At 60.4% G+C, this 23,572-nt stretch carries 21 protein-coding genes; 12 read left to right on the plus strand and 9 right to left on the minus strand.

Annotated features, from left to right (window positions below; genetic code table 11):
- Positions 1-100 precede the first annotated feature (100 nt).
- Complete coding sequence (locus ACIF4X_RS05375) at positions 101-577, minus strand: cupin domain-containing protein (RefSeq protein ID WP_397481261.1); 477 nt, start codon at positions 575-577, stop codon at positions 101-103.
- Positions 578-674: 97 nt separating this feature from the next.
- Here ACIF4X_RS05375 and ACIF4X_RS05380 point away from each other — a divergent pair, with 97 nt between their 5' ends.
- Positions 675-1,568: a LysR family transcriptional regulator gene (locus tag ACIF4X_RS05380; RefSeq protein WP_397481262.1), complete on the plus strand. Its 894-nt coding sequence runs from the start codon at positions 675-677 to the stop codon at positions 1,566-1,568.
- 7 nt (positions 1,569-1,575) lie between these two features.
- Here the strand turns inward: ACIF4X_RS05380 and ACIF4X_RS05385 are convergent, their stop codons facing one another.
- Both ACIF4X_RS05385 and ACIF4X_RS05390 read right to left on the minus strand, forming a co-directional pair.
- Entirely contained in the window at positions 1,576-1,779 is a 204-nt protein-coding gene (locus ACIF4X_RS05385; protein WP_397481263.1) for a hypothetical protein, read from the minus strand.
- A 145-nt stretch (positions 1,780-1,924) separates the two neighbouring features.
- A complete protein-coding gene (locus tag ACIF4X_RS05390; RefSeq protein WP_397481380.1) occupies positions 1,925-2,743 on the minus strand; it encodes an aldo/keto reductase in 819 nt (272 codons plus the stop codon).
- A gap of 238 nt (positions 2,744-2,981) precedes the next feature.
- On the opposite strand from ACIF4X_RS05390, the gene ACIF4X_RS05395 reads away from it, so the two are divergent.
- Positions 2,982-3,752: an alpha/beta hydrolase gene (locus ACIF4X_RS05395; protein ID WP_397481264.1), complete on the plus strand. Its 771-nt coding sequence runs from the start codon at positions 2,982-2,984 to the stop codon at positions 3,750-3,752.
- Between the two features lie 302 nt (positions 3,753-4,054).
- Entirely contained in the window at positions 4,055-4,921 is an 867-nt protein-coding gene (locus tag ACIF4X_RS05400; RefSeq protein ID WP_397481265.1) for a CAP domain-containing protein, read from the plus strand.
- Here ACIF4X_RS05400 and ACIF4X_RS05405 read toward each other — a convergent pair.
- The 3 genes from ACIF4X_RS05405 to ACIF4X_RS05415 form a co-directional block, all read right to left on the minus strand.
- Entirely contained in the window at positions 4,891-5,832 is a 942-nt protein-coding gene (locus ACIF4X_RS05405; RefSeq protein WP_397481266.1) for a bifunctional oligoribonuclease/PAP phosphatase NrnA, read from the minus strand. The genes ACIF4X_RS05400 and ACIF4X_RS05405 overlap by 31 nt on opposite strands.
- Before the next feature lie 127 nt (positions 5,833-5,959).
- Positions 5,960-7,243, minus strand: a complete 1,284-nt coding sequence (locus ACIF4X_RS05410; protein ID WP_397481267.1) for a Zn-dependent hydrolase — start codon at positions 7,241-7,243, stop codon at positions 5,960-5,962.
- Between the two features lie 158 nt (positions 7,244-7,401).
- The gene (locus tag ACIF4X_RS05415; protein WP_397481268.1) at positions 7,402-8,886 is read right to left on the minus strand and encodes an NCS1 family nucleobase:cation symporter-1; all 1,485 of its coding nucleotides are present in this window, start codon (positions 8,884-8,886) and stop codon (positions 7,402-7,404) included.
- Positions 8,887-9,512: 626 nt separating this feature from the next.
- Between ACIF4X_RS05415 and hydA the strand changes: the two genes are divergently transcribed.
- From hydA to preA, 3 genes are all read left to right on the plus strand, one after another.
- Complete coding sequence (gene hydA, locus ACIF4X_RS05420) at positions 9,513-10,952, plus strand: dihydropyrimidinase (RefSeq protein ID WP_397481269.1); 1,440 nt, start codon at positions 9,513-9,515, stop codon at positions 10,950-10,952.
- 164 nt (positions 10,953-11,116) lie between these two features.
- On the plus strand, positions 11,117-12,484 hold the full coding sequence (locus ACIF4X_RS05425; RefSeq protein ID WP_397481270.1) for an NAD(P)-dependent oxidoreductase: 1,368 nt from the start codon (positions 11,117-11,119) through the stop codon (positions 12,482-12,484).
- Positions 12,485-13,759, plus strand: a complete 1,275-nt coding sequence (gene preA / locus ACIF4X_RS05430) for an NAD-dependent dihydropyrimidine dehydrogenase subunit PreA (RefSeq protein WP_397481271.1) — start codon at positions 12,485-12,487, stop codon at positions 13,757-13,759.
- Between the two features lie 217 nt (positions 13,760-13,976).
- Here the strand turns inward: preA and ACIF4X_RS05435 are convergent, their stop codons facing one another.
- Positions 13,977-14,597, minus strand: a complete 621-nt coding sequence (locus ACIF4X_RS05435) for a TetR/AcrR family transcriptional regulator (RefSeq protein ID WP_038365564.1) — start codon at positions 14,595-14,597, stop codon at positions 13,977-13,979.
- A gap of 139 nt (positions 14,598-14,736) precedes the next feature.
- On the opposite strand from ACIF4X_RS05435, the gene copC reads away from it, so the two are divergent.
- The gene (gene copC / locus ACIF4X_RS05440; protein ID WP_397481272.1) at positions 14,737-15,099 is read left to right on the plus strand and encodes a copper homeostasis periplasmic binding protein CopC; all 363 of its coding nucleotides are present in this window, start codon (positions 14,737-14,739) and stop codon (positions 15,097-15,099) included.
- A 3-nt stretch (positions 15,100-15,102) separates the two neighbouring features.
- Positions 15,103-15,960 (plus strand): copper homeostasis membrane protein CopD, encoded by an 858-nt coding sequence (gene copD / locus ACIF4X_RS05445; RefSeq protein WP_397481273.1) that lies wholly within the window; start codon positions 15,103-15,105, stop codon positions 15,958-15,960.
- 78 nt (positions 15,961-16,038) lie between these two features.
- Here copD and ACIF4X_RS05450 read toward each other — a convergent pair whose 3' ends face one another.
- Both ACIF4X_RS05450 and ACIF4X_RS05455 read right to left on the minus strand, forming a co-directional pair.
- Positions 16,039-17,181, minus strand: a complete 1,143-nt coding sequence (locus ACIF4X_RS05450; RefSeq protein ID WP_397481274.1) for an HlyD family secretion protein — start codon at positions 17,179-17,181, stop codon at positions 16,039-16,041.
- Positions 17,178-18,833 carry an MFS transporter gene (locus ACIF4X_RS05455; RefSeq protein WP_397481275.1) on the minus strand — a complete coding sequence of 552 codons (1,656 nt, stop codon included), beginning with the start codon at positions 18,831-18,833 and terminating at the stop codon, positions 17,178-17,180. Before ACIF4X_RS05455 ends, ACIF4X_RS05450 begins: the two co-directional genes overlap by 4 nt.
- Positions 18,834-19,158: 325 nt before the next feature.
- Between ACIF4X_RS05455 and ACIF4X_RS05460 the strand changes: the two genes are divergently transcribed.
- The 4 genes from ACIF4X_RS05460 to ACIF4X_RS05475 all read left to right on the plus strand — a co-directional run bounded on the left by ACIF4X_RS05460 (position 19,159) and on the right by ACIF4X_RS05475 (position 23,506).
- Entirely contained in the window at positions 19,159-20,445 is a 1,287-nt protein-coding gene (locus tag ACIF4X_RS05460; RefSeq protein ID WP_397481276.1) for an OprD family porin, read from the plus strand.
- Positions 20,446-20,727: 282 nt separating this feature from the next.
- Entirely contained in the window at positions 20,728-21,552 is an 825-nt protein-coding gene (locus ACIF4X_RS05465; RefSeq protein ID WP_397481277.1) for an NAD-dependent epimerase/dehydratase family protein, read from the plus strand.
- A gap of 30 nt (positions 21,553-21,582) precedes the next feature.
- Complete coding sequence (locus tag ACIF4X_RS05470) at positions 21,583-22,476, plus strand: SMP-30/gluconolactonase/LRE family protein (protein ID WP_397481278.1); 894 nt, start codon at positions 21,583-21,585, stop codon at positions 22,474-22,476.
- Positions 22,477-22,534: 58 nt separating this feature from the next.
- The gene (locus tag ACIF4X_RS05475) at positions 22,535-23,506 is read left to right on the plus strand and encodes a TRAP transporter substrate-binding protein (RefSeq protein ID WP_397481279.1); all 972 of its coding nucleotides are present in this window, start codon (positions 22,535-22,537) and stop codon (positions 23,504-23,506) included.
- Positions 23,507-23,572: the final 66 nt, after the last annotated feature.

Below are 23,572 nucleotides of genomic sequence, written 5' to 3' on the forward strand. Positions count from 1 at the left end.
GACGCCTCGGTCGGCCCCCTCTCCCTCTGGGAGAGGGCTGGGGTGAGGGAAAAACAGGTGGCGCACTAGCATGGGGTGCTAGTGCGCTACCTGACAGCTTTCAGTCCGCTCGCGGATACTCCTCGGCACTCACCTGTTCCATCCACTCAACCACCTTGCCATCCAGTACTTCAGCAATAGCGATATGTGTCATCGCCGTGGTCGCAGCCGCCCCGTGCCAATGCTTGGCCCCCGGCGCAATCCACACCGTATCCCCAGGACGCATCTCACGAACCGCCTGCCCCCACTCCTGCACAAAACCGGCACCGGCCGTAACGATCAATGTCTGCCCCAACGGATGCGTATGCCACGCGGTACGCGCGCCCGGCTCAAACGTCACCGTCGCGCCACTGACCCGCGCCTCGTCTGTGCCTTTGAACGGCGCATCCACCCGCACAGTGCCAGTGAACCAATCTGCCGGGCCCTTGGCCGAAGGTTGCGAACCATTCGGCGTGACGGTCACTCGTGGAGTTTCATTGGCCTGCACCTCACCCGCCAACAGGGAAAGGGTCAATGCAGAAGCGGCAATCGGGTTCATGGCGGTTCCTCCAGATAAACAATGCCACCACTTTACCGACGCCAACTCTTCTGATAATCGACTAGAATTCGAAAAAACTTATGCAGGAAACTCATCAATGCTGCGTGAAAATGCCACCGACCTGCTCGCCTTTCTCGCCGTAGCCCGAGAGCGCAGTTTCACCAAAGCCGCGGCCAAACTGGGCGTCTCGCAATCGGCACTGAGCCATACCATCCGCGCACTCGAAGCCCGTCTGGGCCTGCGCCTGCTGACGCGCACCACGCGCAGCGTCTCGCCCACCGAAGCCGGCGAGCATCTGCTGCAAACCATCGGCCCGCGTTTCGAAGAAATAGAAGTGGAACTCGCCGCCCTGAGCAACCTGCGCGACACCCCGGCGGGCAAGATCCGTCTCAACGCCACCGACCATTCGCTGGACTGGTTGCTGCGTCCGGTGTTCAAGGACTTTCTGCCGCAGTACCCGGACATCAGCATCGAGGTGAGCTGCGACTATGGTTTCGTCGACATTGCCGGTCAGGGTTTCGACGCCGGTGTACGTCTTGGCGAAGATGTCGCGCAAGGCATGATCGCCACCCGTATCGGCCCCGACATGCGCATGGCGGTGGTGGGTTCACCCGCTTATTTCGCCAAACGCACCCCACCGCAAACGCCAAGGGATTTGACCGATCACGCCTGCAACAACCTGCGCCTGCCTACCAACGGCGGGCTGTACAGTTGGGAATTCGAGAAGGATGGGGAAAGCCTGAAAGTACGGGTGTCCGGGCAAATCACTCTGAACGGCGTCTACCCGTTGCTCGATGCCGCGCTGGATGGTTTTGGTCTGAGCTACATTCCGGAGAACATCGTCGCGCCGTATCTGGCCGAGGGCCGTCTGCGGCAAGTGCTGGAGGATTGGTGCCCGACGTTTGCCGGGTATCACCTGTATTACCCGAGCCGACGTCAGGCTGCGCCGGCGTTTGCCCTGTTGCTGGAGGCGTTGCGCTATCGCGGCTGATGGCTTGTCACTTTTTATAACAACCGGCAGCGCCCCAGCACGCCTTGGCGATTTTGACTGCCGCCTCCACAGAGCTTGCAGATACCGTCGCAATCTGCCCGCGTTGCATGCCCATGCACACGTACTGTTCCTCAAAGGCGTAGGCCGCGAACAAAATCAAGACGAGACACACCCCAGTGAAATAAGCACATCTGCGGCTGTGCACGTCCATGATTGTTCTTCTTCCGGGAAACTGGAGTCTCCATGATTGCTCGCCACCAAAAGCCTTCCAACTGTCAGATATGACAGTCCTTCAGACCATTTGGAAATTAATGTGCTGAGGAATCAACTCTAAATGACGGTCGCTGGCGACATCGTCAGCCCACCAACGCAATCAACTGATGGCGCTGCGCATCCGTGAGCATCGGCCCGAACCCGGCCTTGGCGTTTTCGGCCATGTAACGCGGATTGCCCGTGCCCGGGATCACGCAAGTCACCGCCGAATGCGAGAGCAGAAACTTCAACGCCAGTTGCGGCCAGCTGTTGACCTGTACATCCGACACCCAGCCCGGCAGCGGTTTGCCTTTGAGCCGCGCGAGCAAACCGCCGCCGCCGAATGGCCGATTACAGATCACCGCCACGCCACGCTCGCGACACAGCGGCAGGAGGCGTTTTTCCACGCCACGGTCATCGAGGGCGTAGTTGATTTGCAGAAAATCCAGTGGCTCGGCCTTCAGCACCGCCTCGACTTCGTCGTAGGCCGAGGGCGTGTAATGGGTGATGCCGATGTAGCGGATGCGCCCCTGCGTTTTCCATTCACGCAGGGTCGGCAGGTGGGTCTGCCAGTCGAGCAGGTTGTGGATCTGCATCAGGTCGATGCGTTCGGTACGCAGCAGGCTGAACGATTGCTCCATCTGCGCGATGCCTTCCTCGCGCCCGCGCGTCCACACCTTGGTCGCCAGAAACGCCGGCGAACGCGGTTCGTGGATCGACAGCAGCTCACCGGTGGTTTCCTCTGCCCGGCCATACATCGGCGAACTGTCGATCAGCGTACCGCCCTTGGTGAACAGTTCATCAAGCACCGCCGGCAATTGCCGGTAGGCCGGATCACCGGGGGCGACGTCGAAGCCGCGATAGGTGCCCAGCCCCACGATGGGCAGCGACTCGGAGCTGGACGGGATGGCGCGGGTCTGCATGGCGTGGCCTCCGGTGGTCGCGGGCGTCGTGGCATTGGCCAACGCCCGATCAAAGGTGAAGACCGCCGAAACCCCGGCAGCCAGCGTGAGCAATCGGCGACGGGAGTAACCCTCAGTGTGGCTCATGCTGGTTCCCCTGCTGCGTGGATCTGTTGCCGGTTGTGCCCGCGAGCGGCCCGGTTGCAGGGCTGGACTACACTGCGACAGCCAACCTTCACACACCGTTAAAAGTAGCCGAATGTCCCGAACCCTGATGTCACTCGTCGCATTGATCGTTGCCGTGTACCTGGTGCTGTGCGCGGCGCTGTTCTTTTTTCAGCGCTCGCTGATCTATTTTCCGCAACCCAATGCCGTCACAAGCGCCGACTCACAACTGACCTTGTCGATGCCGGACGCGCAGGTTTCAGTGGTCACCCGCGAGCGCGCCGGGCCCCGGGCGCTGATCTATTTCGGCGGCAACGCCGAGGACGTGTCGCGCAATCTGCCGGAGTTTGCCGAGGCGTTTCCCGATTACGCGGTGTATCTGCTGAACTACCGCGGTTTCGGTGGCAGCAGTGGTTCACCGTCCGAGGCGGCGATTGCCGAGGATGCGCTGGCGCTGTTCGATCAGGTCTACGCCAGTCACCCGCAGGTTGCCGTGGTCGGGCGCAGTCTCGGTTCCGGCGTGGCGGTGCGTCTGGCCAGTCAGCGCCCGGTGCAGCAGCTGATTCTGGTGACGCCTTACAACAGCCTCGAAGAAATCGCGGCGCGGCAATACCCGTGGGTGCCGGTGACGTGGTTGCTCAAGGATCGTTTCGAGTCGGGTAAATACGCCGCGCATATCCGCGTGCCGACATTGCTGCTGGCGGCGAGTGACGACGAGGTGATCCCCCGCGCCAGCACACAGCGTTTGCGGGAGAACTTCCCGCAAGGCGTGGCGGTGCTCAGGGTGGTGCCGGATTCGGGGCATAACTCGATCTCCGACCATGCGCAGTATTTGCAGTGGATGGCGGATGTGTTGAATCGCTGATGGGGATTCAACCGTGCTTTTTGTGTTGGCTGGGCGGGCGCCATCGCTGGCAAGCCAGCTCCCACAGTTTTTGCGGTGAACACCATTTTTGTGTACGGCTCCGTCCCCTGTGGGAGCTGGCTTGCCAGCGATGAGGCCAGTCCCACCACACTTAATCTTCCTGAAACAAGCAGCAAGTCGTCGCCCCACAATAAAACCCCTCCCCGCCCCTTGAACCAAGTCCAAAAAGCCCAGTCCTACCCGCGCCGCTTTCTGCGGTTCACTCAACCTTCGCGCTGTCCCTCTTCAGAGCTGCCTGTCCCATGCGCCACGCCGTTCGTTCGCCTCGCTTCGTTTCGCTGTGCCTGCTGATCCTTTCACCACTGTTCGCTGAAACCGCCCACGCCGGTGCGGAGCGCCAACTGGTGGCCGCCATCAACGACTATCGCGCCCATCCGCAGCGCTGCGATCGGCGTCCGGCACAGCGCCTGGCACCGTTGGCGCTGAAGTCCACCCTGGCTCTGCCGATCGGTTATCGCTACGCCGGTGGTATGCGTGAAGCATTGAAGTCGTCCGGCTATTCCGCCGTCGCGGTGCGCAGTATTCGCGTAATCGGCGCCGAGGATGCCGAAGAAGCCTTCGACCTGCTGCAGAACGACCACTGCGCCGCGCTGCTGGATGCGAGCTACGCCGACATCGGTGTCAGTCGTTCACGCAATGAATGGCAAGTGGTGTTGGCGCAGCCGGTGCTCGACAGCCGTGTCGGCGATAACCGCAGCGTCGGCAAGGCGCTGCTCGCTGAGGTCAATGCCGCGCGCGCCCGGCCACGAATGTGCGGCCGCCAGCGCTTCGCCGCCGCCCGCCCGTTGAGCTGGAACGCCGCACTGGGCGCCGCCGCGCAGGGGCACAGCAAAGCCATGGCCTACGGCAACTATTTCGCCCATCAGGACCCGGACGGTGACCTGCCTGCCGATCGCGCCCGCGCGGCGGGTTATCGCGGCCGGCAAATCGGCGAAAACATCGCCGCCGGGCAGCGTTCACCGGGCAAGGCCATGGCCGGATGGCTGGCCAGCCCCGGCCACTGCGCCAATCTGATGAACCCGATGTTTACCCAGGTCGGTGCCGGGTTTGCCAGTGAGGCACGCAGTGATGAAGGGGTTTACTGGACGATGGTGTTTGGCGCGCAGTGACGGGTCGCGTCCAGTGCCAATTTCAAAAGTTCCTTGCGCAGCATTGACGGCGCCCGCACAGCCAATCCGGCCTGCCAGTCGAGTGGCAACAAGCGATTGAGCTTTTGCTGGCTGACCTCGGCTGGCGCCAGAAAGCAGCTTTTGCGGTCGCGGATACTGATCACATTCAGCAGCCCGTCATCGCCCTGCTCGGCCATCCAGCGCTTGATCATCGGCCGGTGTTTTTGCAGCAAAGCGTCGGCATCCCACACGGTCATTTGCGCAAAAAAGCTTGGCAGGTTGCTTTCGGGTTTCATCCGTTTCGAGTCGGCTGCCAAAGCTGCGGCGAGGTCCGATTCGATGCTGGCCTGGCATTCGAGAAAATATTGCCGGGGCCAGTCTACGGTCAGTTTTGCCCGTGAAGCGAGGTCGGCGTAGGCCTCGATGTCCGCTGAGTTGGTCATTTGCCCGGTGAAATTCAGCGTGTTGTCGAGAATCGCGGTGGCCAACAATGCCGCACTGTGCGGGCTGATGGCGGATAGCAAACCAGAGCCTTCCCAGCGTTGAAAAATCTGGGTTGCCGCAGCGCCGATCGGGCGGATATCGGCGGCAGACCCAAGCTTCTGCGCCCAGTAATGCTCGAACCCGGGATGATGATCGATAATCTCTACGACTCGCTCTGGCACCACCAACGGATCGAAATGGTGAAAGTCCGAGACATCGACCAGGACAAACTCATCGTCCAGCGTCGGCGGGTAATCGTCAAAAGCAGCAGCCCAGCCGAGCACGGTGTGCGACACGCTGGCGTTGGGTTGTGCGCTGCTGACGGCGCGGGCGGGAATGCCTTGCAGGTTGAGTAATTCTGCGTAGGCGATGCAGCAGGCATAGGCGTCGATGTCCAGATAGGACGCGCCGGAGGTGATGATTTTCATGGGTCGGCAAAATCGCACATTTTCATGACGTTGTGGTGACAGCGAAAAGATCGCAGCCTCCGGCAGCTCCTGCACAGGATTTATGGTTTCCCTGTAGGAGTTGCCGAAGGCTGCGATCTTTTGATCTTCAAGCCGCCCGCTGTCCTCCGGCCACCATCGCCGAAGCCGCCAGCATCGCCCGCAACAACACCGCGCACCCGGCAGCCAGATCATCCGGCGCGGCGTTCTCGATTTCGTTGTGGCTGATGCCGCCCTCGCACGGCACGAAAATCATCCCGGCCGGGCCGAGTTCGGCGAGGAAAATCGCGTCATGCCCGGCGCCGCTGACGATGTCCATGTGCGACAAGCCAAGGCCTTTCGCCGCGCCGCGCACCGCTTCCACGCAACCTTTTTCGAAGTACAGCGGCGGGAAGTCGGCAGTCGGGGTCAGTTCATAGGTCAGGCCGTGTTCTTCACAGGTGGCGTCGATGACTTGCTTCACTTCGGCGATCATCGAATCGAGGCGCGCCGGTTCCAGGTGACGGAAATCGAGGGTCATGCGCACTTCGCCGGGAATGACGTTGCGCGAGCCGGGATAGGCTTGCAGGCAGCCGACGGTGCCGCAGGCATGCGGCTGGTGACCGAGGGCGGCGCGGTTGACGGCGCCGACGATCACCGAGGCGCCGACCAGCGCATCCTTGCGCAAGTGCATCGGCGTCGGGCCCGCGTGAGCTTCGACGCCGCGCAGCTTGAGGTCGAACCACTTCTGCCCCAGCGCACCGAGCACCACGCCTATGGTTTTCTGCTCGTCTTCGAGGATCGGGCCTTGCTCGATGTGTGCTTCGAAATACGCACCGACTTTATGCCCGCTGACTGCGCGCGGACCGGCGTAGCCGATGGCGTTGAGCGCTTCACCGACGGTGACGCCGTCGGCATCGACTTTGGCGAGGGTTTCTTCGAGGGTGAATTTCTCGGCGAACACGCCGGAGCCCATCATGCACGGGGCGAACCGTGAGCCCTCTTCGTTGGTCCAGACCACCACTTCCAGCGGTGCTTCGGTTTCCACTTTCAGGTCGTTGAGGGTGCGCAGCACTTCGACGCCGGCGAGTACGCCAAAGCAGCCGTCGAACTTGCCGCCGGTGGGTTGGGTATCGATGTGGCTGCCGGTCATCACCGGTGGCAGGTCGGGATTGCGCCCCGGGCGGCGGGCGAAGATGTTGCCGACTGCATCGACCGTGACGCTGCATCCGGCGTCCTTGCACCACTGCACAAAGAGGTCGCGGGCCTGGCGGTCGAGGTCAGTGAGGGCCAGGCGACAGACGCCGCCCTTGACCGTCGCGCCGAGTTTGGCCAGTTCCATGAGCGACGCCCACAGGCGATCGCGGTTGATGTGCTGATGGGTTGATTGCAGAACGTCTACGGCTGCGTTCATGGGGATCTCCTCAGGCTGCTTTTCTTATGGATGTCGCTGTGGTGTCTGGTAGACCGCTATCGCTGGCAAGCCAGCTCCCACAGGTTTTTGAGTGAACACACAATTTGTGTACGACTCGATCCCTGTGGGAGCTGGCTTGCCAGCGATGAGGCCCTCATTCACACCGCGGTTTTCACGGCAGAAGGCTGCGCACGCATCACGCACAACCCGTAATAAATAATCCCGCCCAGCGCCGAGCCGGTGAACCAGCCATAGCTGTAGAACCAGCTGAACGCATCGCTCCCAAGCGACAACAAGGTCAGCACCACCGGCACACCGAACGCGAGAAACCCGGCCCGGTTCCACGCCGGATACACGTCATCGCGGTACAACCCGGCGAGGTCCAGTTGCTGTTTCTTGATCAGGAAATAGTCCACCACCATGATCCCGGCGATCGGTCCGAGCAGGCTCGAATAACCCAGCAGCCAGTTGGAATAGACACTTTCCAGACTGACCTCGGAAACGATCCAGCCGAGTTTTTTCAGCAGCTCATGCCCCATCAGCAACAGCCCGACCAACCCGGTCAGCAACACCGCTTTGGTGCGGTTGATCACCTTGGGGGCGATGTTCTGAAAGTCGTTGGTTGGCGAGACGATGTTGGCGGCGGTGTTGGTCGATAGCGTGGCGATGATGATCAGTGCCATCGCCACCGCGACCCACACCGGACTTTGAATGTGACCAATCAGCGTGACCGGATCAGAGACAGTCACACCGACCAGTTTCACCGACGCGGCGGTCATCACCACGCCCAGCGCAGCGAACAGAAACATGGTCAGCGGCAGGCCGATGATCTGCCCGAGAATCTGATCTTTCTGGCTCTTGGCATAGCGGCTGAAGTCCGGAATGTTCAACGACAACGTCGCCCAGAAACCGACCATCGCCGTCAGCCCGGCGGCGAAGTAACCGTAGACGCTGGCGCCTTCTGGGCGTTTGGCCGGGATCGCCATCAACTCTGTCATCGACACATTGGGCATCGCCCACACCAGCAGACCGATGCCGACCGCCACCAGCAACGGCGCGGATAACGTCTCCAGCCACTTGATCGACTCGGCGCCACGAATCACCACCCACAAGTTCAGCGCCCAGAACACCATGAAGCCGATCACCTCCCCCGTGCCGCCAAGGGATTTCCAGCCCTCGAACACCGAGCCGAGAAACAGGTGAATCGCCAGCCCGCCAAACATCGTCTGAATGCCGAACCAGCCACACGCCACCAGCGCGCGGATCAGACACGGCACGTTGGAACCGAGAATCCCGAACGATGAGCGCAGCAATACCGGAAACGGAATGCCGTACTTGGTGCCGGGGAATGCGTTGAGCGTGAGAGGAATCAGCACGATGACGTTGGCGAACAGAATCGCCAGCAGCGCTTCGCCAACGCTCAAACCGAAGTACGCCGTGAGCACGCCGCCGAGGGTATAAGTCGGCACGCAGATCGACATGCCGACCCACAACGCGGTGATGTGCCATTTGTTCCAGGTTCGTTCACGCACCTTGGTCGGTGCCATGTCGTGGTTGTAACGGGGACTGTCGAGGACGTCGCTGCCGGCTTCGAGTTCGAACAAGCCGTCGCGCTCGGTCACTTGCGATCTGTTCTGTTGCATGGCCGCTCCACTGTTCTTCTGATTATTTTTTTGCTCATCAGGCGGCTTGCACACGAGGGTGCGAGCCGGACGATGGCCGGAGGAACTGACAACTTTCGTGCACCGGCCATGGTGTCAGCGGCGGCATCAATAAACGTGCCGGAGGCCCCGCTTGCGCATCGGGCGGTGTATCAAACGCTTTGCAACTTTCTGATATTCATCAGTTTTAATTATTTACCCGGTGAGTCCGCGGAAACTTGTCTGAACGCTCAGGCTAAACGTCGGGCAAGTTGTCCGAACTGTCAGGACTCAATCTGGTGCACTGCATTTATTTTCATTGTGAGCGAGCAGCCGCAGCTCAACTTCAAGCGGCTGATTTCACATAGGAAATCTTGCTCATATTTCCATCCTGTCAAGTGCGTCAAAATGGTGAACAGCCTCACCATTTTGGTGATTTTAATTTTTTATCGTTATTTTTCATACACTTGAATCAGTCATAAGCTTATAAAAAATAATCTTGATCTATTGCAAATCTGCGACTAGTTTCTATTCCTGACAGCGCTGACAGGAATACGCCCTGCAACGCTGTACATCAATAAAACATCTAGAACCGACACAAGTCGGTCAATGCCTGCGAGGAACTCGGAATGTCTCTGTTGATCCGTGGCGCCACCGTTGTTACCCATGATGAAAGTTACCGCGCCGACGTCTATTGCGCTGACGGCGTGATCAAAGCCATCGGTGAAAACCTTGATATTCCCGTCGGTGCCGAAGTGCTCGACGGCAGCGGTCAATACCTGATGCCCGGCGGCATCGATCCGCACACGCACATGCAACTACCGTTCATGGGCACCGTGGCCAGTGAGGATTTCTACAGCGGCACGGCGGCGGGTCTGGCCGGCGGCACCACCTCGATCATCGATTTTGTGATTCCCAATCCGCAGCAGTCGCTGATGGAAGCGTTTCATCAGTGGCGCGGCTGGGCCGAGAAATCGGCGTCCGACTATGGCTTTCACGTCGCGATCACCTGGTGGAGCGAGCAGGTGCGTGAGGAAATGGCCGAACTGGTCAGCCATCACGGCATCAACAGCTTCAAGCATTTCATGGCTTACAAGAACGCGATCATGGCCGCCGACGACACGCTGGTGGCGAGTTTCGAGCGCTGCCTTGAACTCGGCGCGGTGCCGACCGTGCACGCGGAAAACGGCGAACTGGTCTATCACCTGCAACGCAAGTTGATGGCCCAGGGCATCACCGGGCCGGAAGCGCATCCGCTGTCGCGGCCGTCGCAGGTTGAAGGTGAAGCGGCCAGTCGGGCGATTCGGATTGCCGAAACCATCGGCACGCCGCTGTATCTGGTGCACGTCTCGACCAAGGAAGCCCTCGACGAAATCACCTATGCGCGCAGCAAGGGCCAACCGGTCTACGGCGAAGTCCTCGCCGGGCATCTGCTGCTCGACGACAGCGTCTATCAACACCCGGACTGGCAGACCGCTGCGGGTTACGTGATGAGCCCGCCGTTCCGTCCACGCGGCCATCAAGAGGCGCTGTGGCATGGGCTGCAAAATGGCAATCTGCACACCACCGCGACCGACCATTGCTGTTTCTGCGCCGAGCAGAAAGCCGCCGGGCGCGATGACTTCAGCAAGATCCCCAACGGCACTGCTGGTATCGAAGATCGCATGGCGGTGTTGTGGGACGAAGGCGTCAACAGTGGGCGTTTGTCGATGCAGGATTTCGTCGCCCTCACCTCTACCAACACCGCGAAGATATTCAATCTCTATCCGCGCAAAGGCGCGATTCGCGTCGGTGCCGATGCCGATCTGGTGCTGTGGGATCCGCAAGGCACCCGCACCATTTCCGCCAAGACCCACCATCAGCAGGTGGATTTCAACATCTTCGAAGGCAAGACCGTGCGCGGCGTACCCAGCCATACCGTCAGCCAGGGCCGCATGGTCTGGGCCGATGGCGACCTGCGCGCCGAGCGCGGGGCTGGGCGGTACATCGAACGGCCGGCGTATCCGGCGGTGTTTGATTTGCTGAGCAAGCGGGCTGAGTTGCACAAGCCGACTGCTGTGAAACGCTGAAAGCGGCCTTCGGCCTATCGCTGGCAAGCCAGCTCCCACAGGGATCTGTGGTGCTCACAAAACCTTGTGGGAGCTGGCTTGCCAGCGATGAGGCCATCCCGAACGCCACAAAAACCACTGCCCATCAGAGGCAGAGAACCTCAATAACCGTGAGGCACAAACCCGTGATCGAGACCCTGAACCATCTCCCCCACCCGCACGAAAGCGCGGCCGCCCTCGCCGGGCATTTCACCGATCTGGCGCCGCCGCTCAATGACCGCCAGGCGCATCTGGAAGCCTCGCGCTGCCTGTATTGCTACGACGCGCCGTGCGTGAATGCGTGCCCGAGCGAGATCGATATTCCTTCGTTCATCCGCAACATTCATCAGGACAACATCCCCGGTGCGGCGCAGAAAATCCTTTCAGCGAATATCCTCGGCGGCAGTTGCGCCCGAGTCTGCCCGACAGAAATCCTCTGCCAGCAAGCCTGCGTGCGCAACAACGCTCAGGAATGCGCGCCGGTGCTGATCGGCCTGCTGCAACGCTACGCCGTCGACAACGCGCACTTCACTGAACACCCGTTCCAGCGCGCCGCCGCCACCGGCAAACGTATCGCCGTGGTCGGTGCCGGCCCGGCCGGTTTGTCCTGCGCCCATCGCAGTGCCATGCACGGCCATGACGTGGTGATTTTCGAAGCGCGGGAGAAGGCTGGCGGCCTCAATGAATACGGGATCGCCAAATACAAACTGGTCGACGACTACGCGCAGAAGGAACTGGATTTCCTCCTGCAGATCGGCGGCATCGAGATTCGTCATGGGCAGAAGCTTGGCGAGAATCTGACGCTGAGTGAACTGCATCAGCAGTTCGACGCGGTGTTCCTCGGCCTCGGCCTCAATGCCAGCAAACAACTCGGCCTGCCCCACGAAGATGCCCCGGGCCTGCTCGCCGCCACCGATTACATTCGCGAACTGCGCCAGGCCGATGACCTCACGCAACTGCCACTGGCCGAACGCTGCATCGTCCTCGGCGCCGGCAATACGGCGATCGACATGGCCGTGCAAATGGCCCGCCTCGGTGCTCGCGACGTCAATCTGGTCTATCGCCGTGGCGCCGCCGACATGGGCGCCACCGGTCACGAACAAGACATCGCCAAAGCCAATCAGGTGCGACTGCTGACTTGGGCACAGCCGGAGGAAGTGCTGCTCGACGCTCAGGGCCATGTCCGCGGCATGCGTTTCGCTCGTACCGATCTGGTCGACGGTCGCCTGCAAACCACCGGCGAAACCTTCGAGCTGGCGGCGGATGCAATCTTCAAAGCCATCGGTCAGGCCTTCGACGGCAGCGCCCTCGCCGACCCATTGGCCCGTGAACTCAAGCGCCAGGGCGAACGCATTCAGGTCGATGAAAATCTGCGCACCAGCATCCCCGGCGTGTATGCCGGCGGCGACTGCACCAGCCTCGACCAGGACCTCACCGTGCAAGCCGTGCAGCACGGCAAACGCGCCGCCGAGGCGATCAACGCTCAACTGATGCTTAACGTGGAGGCTGCGTAAATGGCCGATCTGTCGATAGTCTTCGCTGGCATCAAAGCACCAAATCCGTTCTGGCTGGCCTCTGCGCCGCCGACCGACAAGGCTTACAACGTGGTCCGTGCCTTTGAAGCGGGCTGGGGTGGCGTGGTCTGGAAAACCCTCGGTGAGGACCCGGCGGCGGTCAACGTGTCGTCGCGTTACTCGGCGCATTACGGCAATAACCGTGAGGTGCTGGGCATCAACAACATCGAGCTGATCACCGACCGTTCGCTGGAAATCAACTTGCGTGAAATCACTCAGGTGAAGAAGGACTGGCCGGATCGCGCAATCATCGTCTCGCTGATGGTGCCGTGCGTCGAAGAATCGTGGAAACACATTCTGCCGCTGGTGGAGGCCACCGGTGCTGACGGCATCGAGCTGAATTTCGGTTGCCCGCATGGCATGCCTGAACGCGGCATGGGCGCTGCGGTCGGTCAGGTGCCGGAGTACGTCGAGCAAGTGACGCGCTGGTGCAAGACCTATTGCTCGCTGCCGGTGATCGTCAAACTGACACCGAACATCACCGACATCCGCGTCGCCGCCCGCGCGGCCCATCGTGGTGGTGCGGACGCGGTGTCGCTGATCAATACGATCAACTCGATCACCAGCGTCGATCTCGAGCACATGGTCGCCCTGCCCACCGTCGGCAGCAAAAGCACCCATGGCGGTTATTGCGGCTCGGCGGTGAAGCCGATTGCGCTGAACATGGTTGCGGAAATTGCCCGCGATCCGCAGACCCAGGGCCTGCCGATCTGTGGCATCGGCGGCATCGGCAGTTGGCGCGACGCGGCGGAATTCATGGCACTGGGCAGCGGCGCAGTGCAGGTGTGCACGGCGGCGATGCTGCATGGCTTTCGCATTGTCGAAGAAATGAAGGATGGGTTGTCGCGGTGGATGGACAGTCAGGGCTACGCCAACATTGCCGAGTTTTCCGGGCGTGCGGTGGGCAACACCACGGACTGGAAGTACCTCGACATCAACTATCAAGTGATCGCCAAGATTGATCAGGAGGCGTGCATTGGTTGCGGGCGTTGCCACATTGCTTGCGAGGACACGTCACATCAGGCGATTGGCAGTCTCAAGCAGGCGGACGGCACGCATAAATATGAAGTGATTGATGAGGAGTGTGTGGGTTGTAATTTGTGTCAGATCACTTGTCCGGTGGCGGACTGTATCGAGATGGTGCCGATGGAGACTGGCAAGCCGTTTCTGGACTGGAATCATGATCCGCGCAATCCGTATCACGTTGCGGTCTAGATCGGCGGCTGATCCAACAGCCCCCTCACCCTGACCCTCTCCCAAAGGGAGAGGGGACTGATTGGGGGATATTGGCGAGATGCACCGACTTGAAAGATCTGTTCTGAATCCATAATCGATACGATCTTTCAGGTCGATGTACCTCGAGAGACAGCTCGGTCGGCCCCCTCTCCCTCCGGGAGAGGGCTGGGGTGAGGGTCGCCTTTGATCTTGCTCTTCAAGGTTCCAGCCCGATCCCGCGCAAAATCACACTGGTCACCGTCTGCACCGCCCGCTCAAATTGCATGTCCGACAACGGCTGATGCTCATTCAGAATATTCACCTGATGATCAAAGTCGGCGTAATGCTGCGTCGACGCCCAGATCATGTACAGCAGACTCGACGGTTCCACCGGCAGAATCCGCTTGTCCTCGACCCACTGGCGAATCTTCGCTTCCTTCATCTTCGCCCAGTCATACAGGCTGACATCCAGTGCCTCGCCCAAGGTCGGCGCGCCGTGGATGATTTCGTTGGCCCAGACTTTCGAGCCGTACGGCCGGCTGCGCGAGTGGTTCATCTTGGCGCGGATGTAGCTGCTCAGCACCACGCGCGGGTCGTCGAACATCTCGAAGCACAGCGCGTCCTGCTTCCACACTTCCAGCAGGTCGAACAGCACCGCGCTGTACAGCTCGCTCTTGGTGCTGAAGTAGTAATGCAGATTGGAACGCGGCAGTTGCACTTCAGCCGCGATGTCGGCCATGGCGGTGCCGCCGAAGCCTTTTTCGGCGAAGACTTTCTCCGCCGCCAGCAGGATTTTCTCGACGTTACTGCGACGAATCTCGATCTTGTGATTGCCCATGTGGGCTCCCTGACAACAGCGTTGCCCAAGACTAGCATCCGCTCTGGTGCGCGGGCGACCGCTGCAAACAAAACTTCGTACAGCGGCGAGCGGATGGCTAAACTGACGCTTCTTTACTCCTGCCTCAGAGGTATTCGCGATGCTGTTCAAGAACGTCATGACCACCACTGCCCTGCTCGCTTCGCTGTTCGCCGCATCTTCTGTATTCGCCCACGCCCACCTGAAAAGCCAGACCCCCGCCGCCGACAGCACCGTCGCTGCTCCCGCCGATTTGCGCCTGACCTTTTCTGAAGGCGTCGAAGCCAGTTTTACCAAAGTCACCGTGACCAAGGATGGCGTACCGGTCGCGGTCAAGCCGCTGACCACCGAAGGCGACAAGAAAACCCTGATCGTCACCCCTGCTGCTCCGCTGACCGCCGGCGAATACAAAGTCGAATGGCACGCGGTGTCGGTCGACACGCACAAAAGCGAAGGTGCGTACCAGTTCAAGGTGGGCCAGTAATTCATGAGTGAAGCGCTGGTGCTGTGCCGCTTTGTGCATTTCATCGTGGTGTTGATGCTGTTCGGGGCCTGGCTGTTCAGGCCGTTGCTGCTCAAGGATGAAGCGCCACAAGTGGATCGGCACCTGGCGCGGCTGGCGCGCTGGCTGAGCGCTGTGGCGCTGCTCAGCGGGATCGCCTGGGCGCTGTTGATCACGGCGAGCATGGCCGGCTCAGCAGCGGCGGCGTTTGATCCGGATACGGTTGCGCTGGTGCTGGGTAATACGTTTTTTGGCCAGGTGTGGCGTTGGCATCTGCTGATCAATGCCGCGCTGTTGGTGTTGCTGTTAACACCTTGGCGTTCGAGCATGCCATTGCGGTTGGGCTTGAGCGCGTTGTTGCTGGCGACCCTGGCACCGGTCGGGCATGGCGCCATGCTCGATGGCGTCAGCGGGCAACTGCTGATTCTCAACCAGATCGTGCATCTGACCTGTGTGGCGGCGTGGCTGGGCGGGCTGTTGTTGCTGGTGTTGATTCTGCGTCAGCCGAGTGAGCCGATGCCGGCGATTTTGCGGCGTTTCAGCGGGGTCGGTTATGCGCTGGTCGCGGGGTTGCTGATTACCGGTTTGATCAATGTTCGCGTGCTCACCGGCCAATGGTGGCCGACACCGTTGCTCAGCGGGTTTGCGTTGATTCTGCTGATCAAGGCGTTGATCGTGCTGGGGATGCTTGGGCTGGCGCTGTTCAATCGCTTGCGAATGGAAGATTGCGAACAGCGGATGGGCGCAATCAGGCGCAGTGTGATGCTGGAGTGGTTGCTCGGCATTGGTGCGGTGGCGGCCGTCTCGCTGCTCGGTACCCTGCCGCCGATGATCACAACCTGAAAATCAAAAGATCGCAGCCTTCGGCAGCTCCTACATGGGTAATCTGTAGGAGCTGCCGAAGGCTGCGATCTTTGGATCTTAATGGGGTTGTGTATCGCCCGCTGCGGTATCGATGCTGACCACCACCGACATCCCCGGCCGCAACCGTTCATCTTCCTGCTGATCCGCATCAATGGTGATCCGCACCGGCACCCGCTGGGCAATCTTCACGAAGTTGCCGGTGGCGTTATCTGCTTGCAACAGGGCAAATTCAGAACCGGTCCCCGGCGAAATATGCTGCACATGTCCGGTAAATTTGCGGTGGTTCAACGCATCGACAGTGAAGCGCACCGGTTGCCCGACGCGCACATTGTCCATCTGGGTTTCCTTCATGTTGGCGATCACCCATTTCTGGTTCGGCACCAACGCCATCAACTGCGCACCGGAGTTGACGTAGGCGCCGAGGCGCACGCCGATCTGCCCGAGCTGGCCGTCGCGCGGAGCGACGATGCGGGTGTTCGACAGGTCGATCCGCGCCAGTTGCACCGCCGCTTCGGCGCTGGCCACGGCCGCCTCCAGCGAGCCACGATTGACGATCACTGTTTGCAGATCCTGACGCGCAATTTCCAGATTGGCCTTGGCTTGCGCCACCGCCGCAACGCCCTGCGCATTGGCCGCCAGCGCCACGTCCATCTCCCGCTTGGAGACCGAACCGTCGCTAACCAATTCCTTGTTGCGGCGCAGATCGGCCTCGCTTTTGCGCAACTGCGCTTCGCTGTCGGCCTGCACGGCCTGACGCAATTTAATCGTCGCCTCGGCGCTGTTGCGTTGCTGCACGACATTGGCCAATGACGCTTTCTGCACTGCTAGTTGCGCCAGCGCCTGGTCCAGGCGTTGCTGATAGATGCGGTCGTCCAGACGCACCAGCAAATCCCCGGCCTTCACGTACTGGAAATCCTGCACCGGCACTTCATAGACATAACCGGCGAGTTGCGGGCCGATGATCGTCACTTGCCCGCGAATCAGCGCATTTTCGGTGGTCTCGACGGCACTGCTGAATGGCGGCAATTGCCAGGCATACAGCACGATCAACACACCGACGATGGCAATCGCCGCGAAGCCCATTGAAGAGATGATCCGCACCCGCAGCGAGCGCGGCTCGGTGTTCGGTGATGATGGCGGCGCCACACCTTCAGGCGTTGCGGCAATGGCATTGGTGGTTGTGGTGGTCGGTTCGGTCATGAAGTAGAAGCACCGCTAGAAGGTACGGAAGGCGCAGGGGCGACGGCTTTGGTGGTGCTCATCAGCCACAGCGCACGAATGGACAGCCAGATCATGGTCAACACCGCAATCACGGCGATCAGCATGAACACATCGTTGTAGGCCAGCACATTGGCCTCGCGGGTCGCGGCGTTGGCCAGGCTGCGAATACCGGCAAGGTTGCGCAGACTCGGGTCGGCCAGCAACGAGCCGTACGCCGAGCCGCCGCTCTGCACGCGCGCAGCCACCAAAGGGTCAGACAGCGTCAGGTGCTCAACGATGTGACTGGAGTGAAATTTTTCCCGGACGATCTGGAAGGTGCCCAGAAGCGCCGCACCCAGCAGGCCACCGAGGTTATTGCAGATCCCGAACAACACCGAAAAGCTCACCAGATTGCGCGGATTGGTCAGCACGTTACGGGTGCCGAAGACCATGGTCGGGCCGAGGAAAAACGTGCTGCCGAAGGCCAGCAGGAACTGACTGAAATACAGGTTTTCCGGGCGCGTCAGGTTATTCGAAAAGCTGTCCATCACCGACCCGGTGGCCATCAGACCCAGCGAGATGATCAGCGGCATCAGCAAGTGCTTGGGATCAATCGTCAGTGCGCTGGTCAACAACCCCGCGACACTGCCGATCAGCATGACTACGTAGAGGCTGTGCAACTGCTCGTAACCCATGTTCAGGTTCTGCATGAAACCCACCGCACCGGTGGACTGCTCCGAGGTGACCATGCGAATCAGGGTCACCGCCAGCGCCAGGCGGATCATCGTTCCGCTGCCCAGCCAACGGGTCATCAGCAGCGGGTTGCTGCGATTATGTTCGATCGCCAGGCCGGCAATAATCAGCGCGATGGACGATGCCAGAGCAACGCCAATCCAGTCCGCCTCCAGCCACCAATCTATCCGCCCCAGCGATAATACGGCGCACAACAACGCCACACCCGTCGCGAGAATGGCGAAGGTCAGAAAGTCGAGTTTTTCGAAGGTTTTGAAGCGGTCGCCTGGCGGCAACTTGAGCAGCAATACGCAGCCGAGCGAGAGCAGTGCCATGCCGAGTTCGAACAAGTACAAGCCGCGCCATTCGGCGATCTGCAGTAAATCTTCAGAAAATAATCGCGCCAATGGCAGCGCCAGTTGCGAGGTGCCGAGGCCGAGCACCAGCGCCTTCATCCGCCATTTCGCGGGGAATGCCTGAACCATGTAATACAGGCCCAGCGAACTCAGCGCCGCGCCGACCATGCCGTGGGCCGCCCGCACCGCCACCGCCGAATTCAGATCGTTGACGAACAAATGGCCGAAGGTCACCAGCGCATACAGCACCAGAAACACTTCGGTGAATGCGCGCAAACCGAACTGCTGACGAAACTTCACCAGCAGCAGGTTCATCGACACGTTGGTCATCACAAACGCCGCCGGCAGCCAGGCCATTTCCGCGGTGGTCGCGCCGAGTGCGCCTTGCAGATAAGGCAGGTTGGCGACCACCAGCGAGTTGCCCAAGCCACCGGTCACCGCCACCAGCACGCCGACCAGCGCATAGGCCAGGCGCTTGGGGGTGGAGTGCAACGGCGTCGAGGGGGAACCGGGCAGACTGGGCTTTTCGTGGGGCTGCCAGTTGCGCGGTGCGTATTGATCCATGGAAAGGCCTTGGGCGGAAGGTGGGTGAAGTTTGCCGCAAATTCACCGGCAACACACTCATCCCCTGTCATCCACCAAACCCTGTGGGAGCTGGCTTGCCAGCGATGAGGCCGGCATATCCAGCATCTTTGTTGAATGACACTGCGCAATCGCTGGCAAGCCAGCTCCCACAGGTTTTAGCGGCAAATCGAGAATTCAGGCACGACAAGGTCATCGTATAACTTAGTGTTGACATTCCCGGGAAACCTAGGAAATATCCGCAACCATGTTGTACGACGACGTATGACAAATAATAAAAACAACAATCGAAACAGGGAGCGTCACAGTGAGCACACGTGTCCGCAATTCCGTCCGCCCAACCCGCCTTTCCAACCGTTGCACCCTGAGCCTGATCGGCTGCAGCAGCCTGGCCCTTGCCATACCGATGAGCGCCGATGCCGAAGGCTTTCTCGAAGACAGCAAAGCCACGCTGAACCTGCGTAACGCCTACTTCAACCGCAACTTCGTCAACCCGGCCAACCCGCAAGGCAAGGCTGAAGAGTGGACACAGAACTTCATTCTCGATGCCAAATCCGGCTTCACTCAGGGCACCGTCGGTTTCGGCCTCGATGTGCTGGGGATGTATTCGCAGAAGCTCGATGGCGGCAAAGGCACCGGCGGCACGCAGCTGTTGCCGATCCACGATGACGGGCGCCCGGCCGACAACTTCGGCCGCCTCGGCGTGGCGCTGAAGGCCAAGGTGTCGAAGACCGAATTGAAGGTCGGCGAATGGATGCCAGTGCTGCCCATTCTGCGTTCCGACGATGGCCGCTCGCTGCCGCAAACCTTCCGCGGCGGCCAGATCACCTCCACCGAGATCAACGGCCTGACCGTCTACGGCGGCCAGTTCCGCGGTAACAGCCCGCGCAACGACGCAAGCATGGAAGACATGTCGATGAACGGCCGCGGCGCGTTCACCTCGGACCGCTTCAACTTCGGCGGCGGTGAATACACCTTCAACGACAAGCGCACCCTGGTCGGCGTGTGGTACGCCGAACTCAGCGATATCTACCAACAGCAGTATTTCAACCTCAGCCACAGCCAGCCGTTGGGCGACTGGACGCTGGGCGCCAACGTCGGCTTCTTCACCGGCAAGGAAGACGGCAGCGCCCAGGCCGGCGACCTCGACAACAAGACCGCGTTCGCCATGCTCTCGGCCAAATACGGCGGTAACACCTTCTACGTCGGCCTGCAAAAACTCAACGGCGACGACCCGTGGATGCGGGTCAACGGTACCAGCGGCGGCACCCTCGCCAACGACAGCTACAACGCGAGTTATGACAACGCCAAAGAGCGCTCCTGGCAGTTGCGCCACGACTACAACTTCGTCGCCCTCGGCATTCCCGGCCTGACCCTGATGAACCGCTACATCAGTGGCGATAACGTGCACACCGGGACCATCACCGATGGCAAGGAATGGGGGCGCGAGTCGGAACTGGCTTACACGGTGCAGAGCGGGCCACTGAAAAATCTCAACGTGAAATGGCGTAACGCGACGATTCGCCGGGACTTCAGCACCAACGAGTTTGACGAAAACCGGATCTTTATCAGTTATCCGATTTCGTTGCTGTAAAGCCAGTCGCCACACCGAATTCCCTGTGGGAGCGAGCTTGCTCGCGAATGCGTCGGGTCAGTCAATTCATCTTTCAATGACGCACCGCTTTCGCGAGCAAGCTCGCTCCCACAAGGGGATTGCATTGCAGCCAAGGAATCGTGGTGATCGAAAAGTGAATCAGCCCCTTCCGTCATCTACACCAAAAGTCGCGTTGACAAGTTCCGGAAACCCTACCGATACTTCAGCGCAGTCATACGACAACCTACAACAAACCTAATAACAATGTGTTCAGGGATTGCCATGACGTCTACCTCCACACCCCGTGCTCCATTCAATCGCCTGCTGCTGACCGGCGCTGCCGGCGGCTTGGGCAAAGTCCTGCGCGAACGCCTGCGCCCTTACGCCAATGTCCTGCGCCTGTCGGACATCGCCGCCCTCGCCCCGGCGGTCGATGATCGCGAAGAAATCGTCGTCTGCGACCTTGCCGATAAACACGCCGTGCACCAATTGGTCGAAGGCGTGGATGCGATCCTGCACTTCGGCGGCGTCTCCGTTGAGCGCCCATTCGAAGAGATTCTCGGCGCCAACATCTGCGGTGTTTTCCACATCTACGAAGCGGCGCGTCGGCATGGCGTGAAGCGGGTGATCTTCGCCAGTTCCAACCACGTCATCGGCTTCTACAAACAGGACGAACCGCTCGACGCCAGTTCCGCGCGACGCCCCGATGGCTACTACGGATTGTCGAAGTCCTACGGCGAAGACATGGCCAGTTTCTATTTTGATCGCTACGGCATCGAGACCGTCAGCATCCGCATCGGCTCCTCGTTCCCCGAGCCGCAAAACCGCCGAATGATGCACACCTGGCTGAGCTTCGACGACCTCACGCAATTGCTCGAACACTCGCTGTACACGCCCAACGTCGGCCACACCATTGTCTACGGCATGTCCGACAACAAGGATGTCTGGTGGGACAACCGCTTCGCCAGCCACCTCGGCTTCGAGGCCAAGGACAGCTCGGAAGTGTTCCGCGAAAAAGTCGAAGCGCAACCGATGCCGGCCGCCGATGACCCGGCGCGGATCTATCAGGGCGGCGCGTTTGTCGCCGCCGGACCATTCGGCGACTGATCACGCTGACAACGACGCAAAGGAATGAGTATGCAAGCCGAATTGATCGTCGATGCCCGCAACGCCGTGGGCGAAAGCCCGGTCTGGGTGGCAGAGGAAAATGCGCTGTACTGGGTGGATATTCCCAACGGCGGCCTGCAACGCTGGAGCGCCGACACTGGGCATGTGCATGCCTGGAAAACCCCGGAAATGCTCGCCTGCATCGCCCGTCACAGCGGTGGCGGCTGGGTCGCCGGCATGGAGAGCGGCTTTTTTCATCTGCAGCCGCACAGCGACGGCAGTCTCGACAGCGAACGATTGGCCAGCGTTGAGCACCCGCGTGACGACATGCGCCTCAACGATGGTCGTTGTGATCGTCAGGGTCGGTTCTGGGCCGGCAGCATGGTGCTGAACATGGGCCTGAGTGCGCCCGAAGGCCGGCTCTATCGCTACGGCGCCGGACAGTCTGGGGTGGTCGAAGCGCAACTCGACGGTTTCATCGTTCCCAACGGCCTCGGTTTCAGCCCCGACGGCAAGACCATGTACCTGTCCGACTCGCATCCCGACGTGCAACTGATCTGGGCGTTCGATTACGACACGGACACCGGTACGCCGTCGAATCGTCGCGTTTTCGTCGACATGAACCATTTCCCCGGTCGCCCCGATGGCGCCGCCGTGGACGCCGAAGGTTGCTACTGGATCTGCGCCAACGACGCCGGCCTGATTCACCGCTTTGCCCCGGACGGGCGCCTTGATTTCTCGCTCGAAGTGCCAGTGAAGAAACCGACCATGTGCGCCTTCGGTGGCAGCCAGATGGACACCTTGTTCGTCGCCTCGATTCGTCCGGGCGACGACCACGATGCGCAATCTCTGGCCGGCGGCGTGTTCGCCTTGAAGCCAGGCGTCAAAGGCCTTCCGGAACCCTTGTTCAACGATTTGCTTTAAACCCTCTGCTGCACCGCTGCGCCTTGAACACAACAATAACAAGACTGGAGACACCCCCATGGACTTCAAACGCACCTTGCTCGCCGCTGCACTTCCACTGATGTTCACCTTTGCCGGTGCCGCTCAGGCGCTGGAACTCAAATTCGCTGACATTCACCCCGCCGGTTACCCGACTGTCGTAGCCGAAGAAAGCATGGGCAAGACCCTGACCAAGGAAACCAACGGTGAGTTGACCTTCAAGTACTTCCCGGGCGGTGTGCTCGGTTCGGAAAAGGAAGTCATCGAGCAGATGCAGGTCGGCGCGGTGCAGCTGTCGCGCGTCAGCCTGGGTATCGTCGGCCCAGTGGTGCCGGACGTGAACGTGTTCAACATGCCGTTCATCTTCCGCGACCAGCAACACATGCGTGACGTCATCGACGGCCCGGTTGGCGACGAAATCCTCGGCAAAATCACCAACTCCGAATTCGGCCTGGTGGCCCTGGCCTGGATGGACGGCGGCACGCGCAATATCTACACCAAAAAACCGGTGCGCAAGCTCGAAGACCTCAAGGGCATGAAAATCCGTGTCCAGGGCAACCCGATGTTCATCGACATGATGAACGCCATGGGCGGTAACGGCATCGCCATGGACACCGGCGAGATTTTCAGCGCCCTGCAGACCGGCGTGATCGACGGCGCGGAAAACAATCCGCCGACCCTGCTCGAACACAACCACTTCCAGAACGCCAAGTTCTACAGCCTGACCGGTCACTTGATCCTGCCCGAGCCGATCGTGATGTCGAAAATCACCTGGGAAAAACTCACCCCGGATCAACAGGCGCTGGTGAAAACAGCCGCCAAGGCTGCCCAGGCTGAAGAACGCGTGCTGTGGGACAAGAAGTCCGCTGCCAGCGAAGAAAAACTCAAGGCTGCCGGCGTCGAGTTCATCACCGTTGACAAGAAACCCTTCTACGACGCCACCGCCTCGGTTCGGGAGAAATACGGCGCGCCGTATGCCGATCTGATCAAAAAGATCGAAGCCGTTCAGTAACGCCTCCCGCTCCATACTCATGAAAAGGCCCGACGCGCCCGATGTTCGAGGCGCGTCCGGTTACGG

Origin of the sequence: Pseudomonas sp. NPDC085632 (assembly GCF_044541255.1) — a bacterium.
Lineage (GTDB): Bacteria > Pseudomonadota > Gammaproteobacteria > Pseudomonadales > Pseudomonadaceae > Aquipseudomonas.

Bases quoted from the DNA above. Each gene is read 5' to 3' on its own strand.
- ACIF4X_RS05395 (WP_397481264.1), top strand. From the start codon at position 2,982: ATGTCCCGAACCCTGATGTCACTCGTCGCATTGATCGTTGCCGTGTAC.
- ACIF4X_RS05475 (WP_397481279.1), top strand. From the start codon at position 22,535: ATGGACTTCAAACGCACCTTGCTCGCCGCTGCACTTCCACTGATGTTC.
- ACIF4X_RS05385 (WP_397481263.1), bottom strand. From the start codon at position 1,779: ATGGACGTGCACAGCCGCAGATGTGCTTATTTCACTGGGGTGTGTCTC.
- ACIF4X_RS05405 (WP_397481266.1), bottom strand. From the start codon at position 5,832: ATGAAAATCATCACCTCCGGCGCGTCCTATCTGGACATCGACGCCTAT.
- ACIF4X_RS05375 (WP_397481261.1), bottom strand. From the start codon at position 577: ATGAACCCGATTGCCGCTTCTGCATTGACCCTTTCCCTGTTGGCGGGT.
- ACIF4X_RS05400 (WP_397481265.1), top strand. From the start codon at position 4,055: ATGCGCCACGCCGTTCGTTCGCCTCGCTTCGTTTCGCTGTGCCTGCTG.
- ACIF4X_RS05455 (WP_397481275.1), bottom strand. From the start codon at position 18,833: ATGGATCAATACGCACCGCGCAACTGGCAGCCCCACGAAAAGCCCAGT.
- hydA (WP_397481269.1), top strand. From the start codon at position 9,513: ATGTCTCTGTTGATCCGTGGCGCCACCGTTGTTACCCATGATGAAAGT.
- copD (WP_397481273.1), top strand. From the start codon at position 15,103: ATGAGTGAAGCGCTGGTGCTGTGCCGCTTTGTGCATTTCATCGTGGTG.
- preA (WP_397481271.1), top strand. From the start codon at position 12,485: ATGGCCGATCTGTCGATAGTCTTCGCTGGCATCAAAGCACCAAATCCG.
- ACIF4X_RS05470 (WP_397481278.1), top strand. From the start codon at position 21,583: ATGCAAGCCGAATTGATCGTCGATGCCCGCAACGCCGTGGGCGAAAGC.
- ACIF4X_RS05415 (WP_397481268.1), bottom strand. From the start codon at position 8,886: ATGCAACAGAACAGATCGCAAGTGACCGAGCGCGACGGCTTGTTCGAA.
- copC (WP_397481272.1), top strand. From the start codon at position 14,737: ATGCTGTTCAAGAACGTCATGACCACCACTGCCCTGCTCGCTTCGCTG.
- ACIF4X_RS05410 (WP_397481267.1), bottom strand. From the start codon at position 7,243: ATGAACGCAGCCGTAGACGTTCTGCAATCAACCCATCAGCACATCAAC.
- ACIF4X_RS05390 (WP_397481380.1), bottom strand. From the start codon at position 2,743: ATGCAGACCCGCGCCATCCCGTCCAGCTCCGAGTCGCTGCCCATCGTG.
- ACIF4X_RS05450 (WP_397481274.1), bottom strand. From the start codon at position 17,181: ATGACCGAACCGACCACCACAACCACCAATGCCATTGCCGCAACGCCT.
- ACIF4X_RS05465 (WP_397481277.1), top strand. From the start codon at position 20,728: ATGACGTCTACCTCCACACCCCGTGCTCCATTCAATCGCCTGCTGCTG.
- ACIF4X_RS05380 (WP_397481262.1), top strand. From the start codon at position 675: ATGCTGCGTGAAAATGCCACCGACCTGCTCGCCTTTCTCGCCGTAGCC.
- ACIF4X_RS05435 (WP_038365564.1), bottom strand. From the start codon at position 14,597: ATGGGCAATCACAAGATCGAGATTCGTCGCAGTAACGTCGAGAAAATC.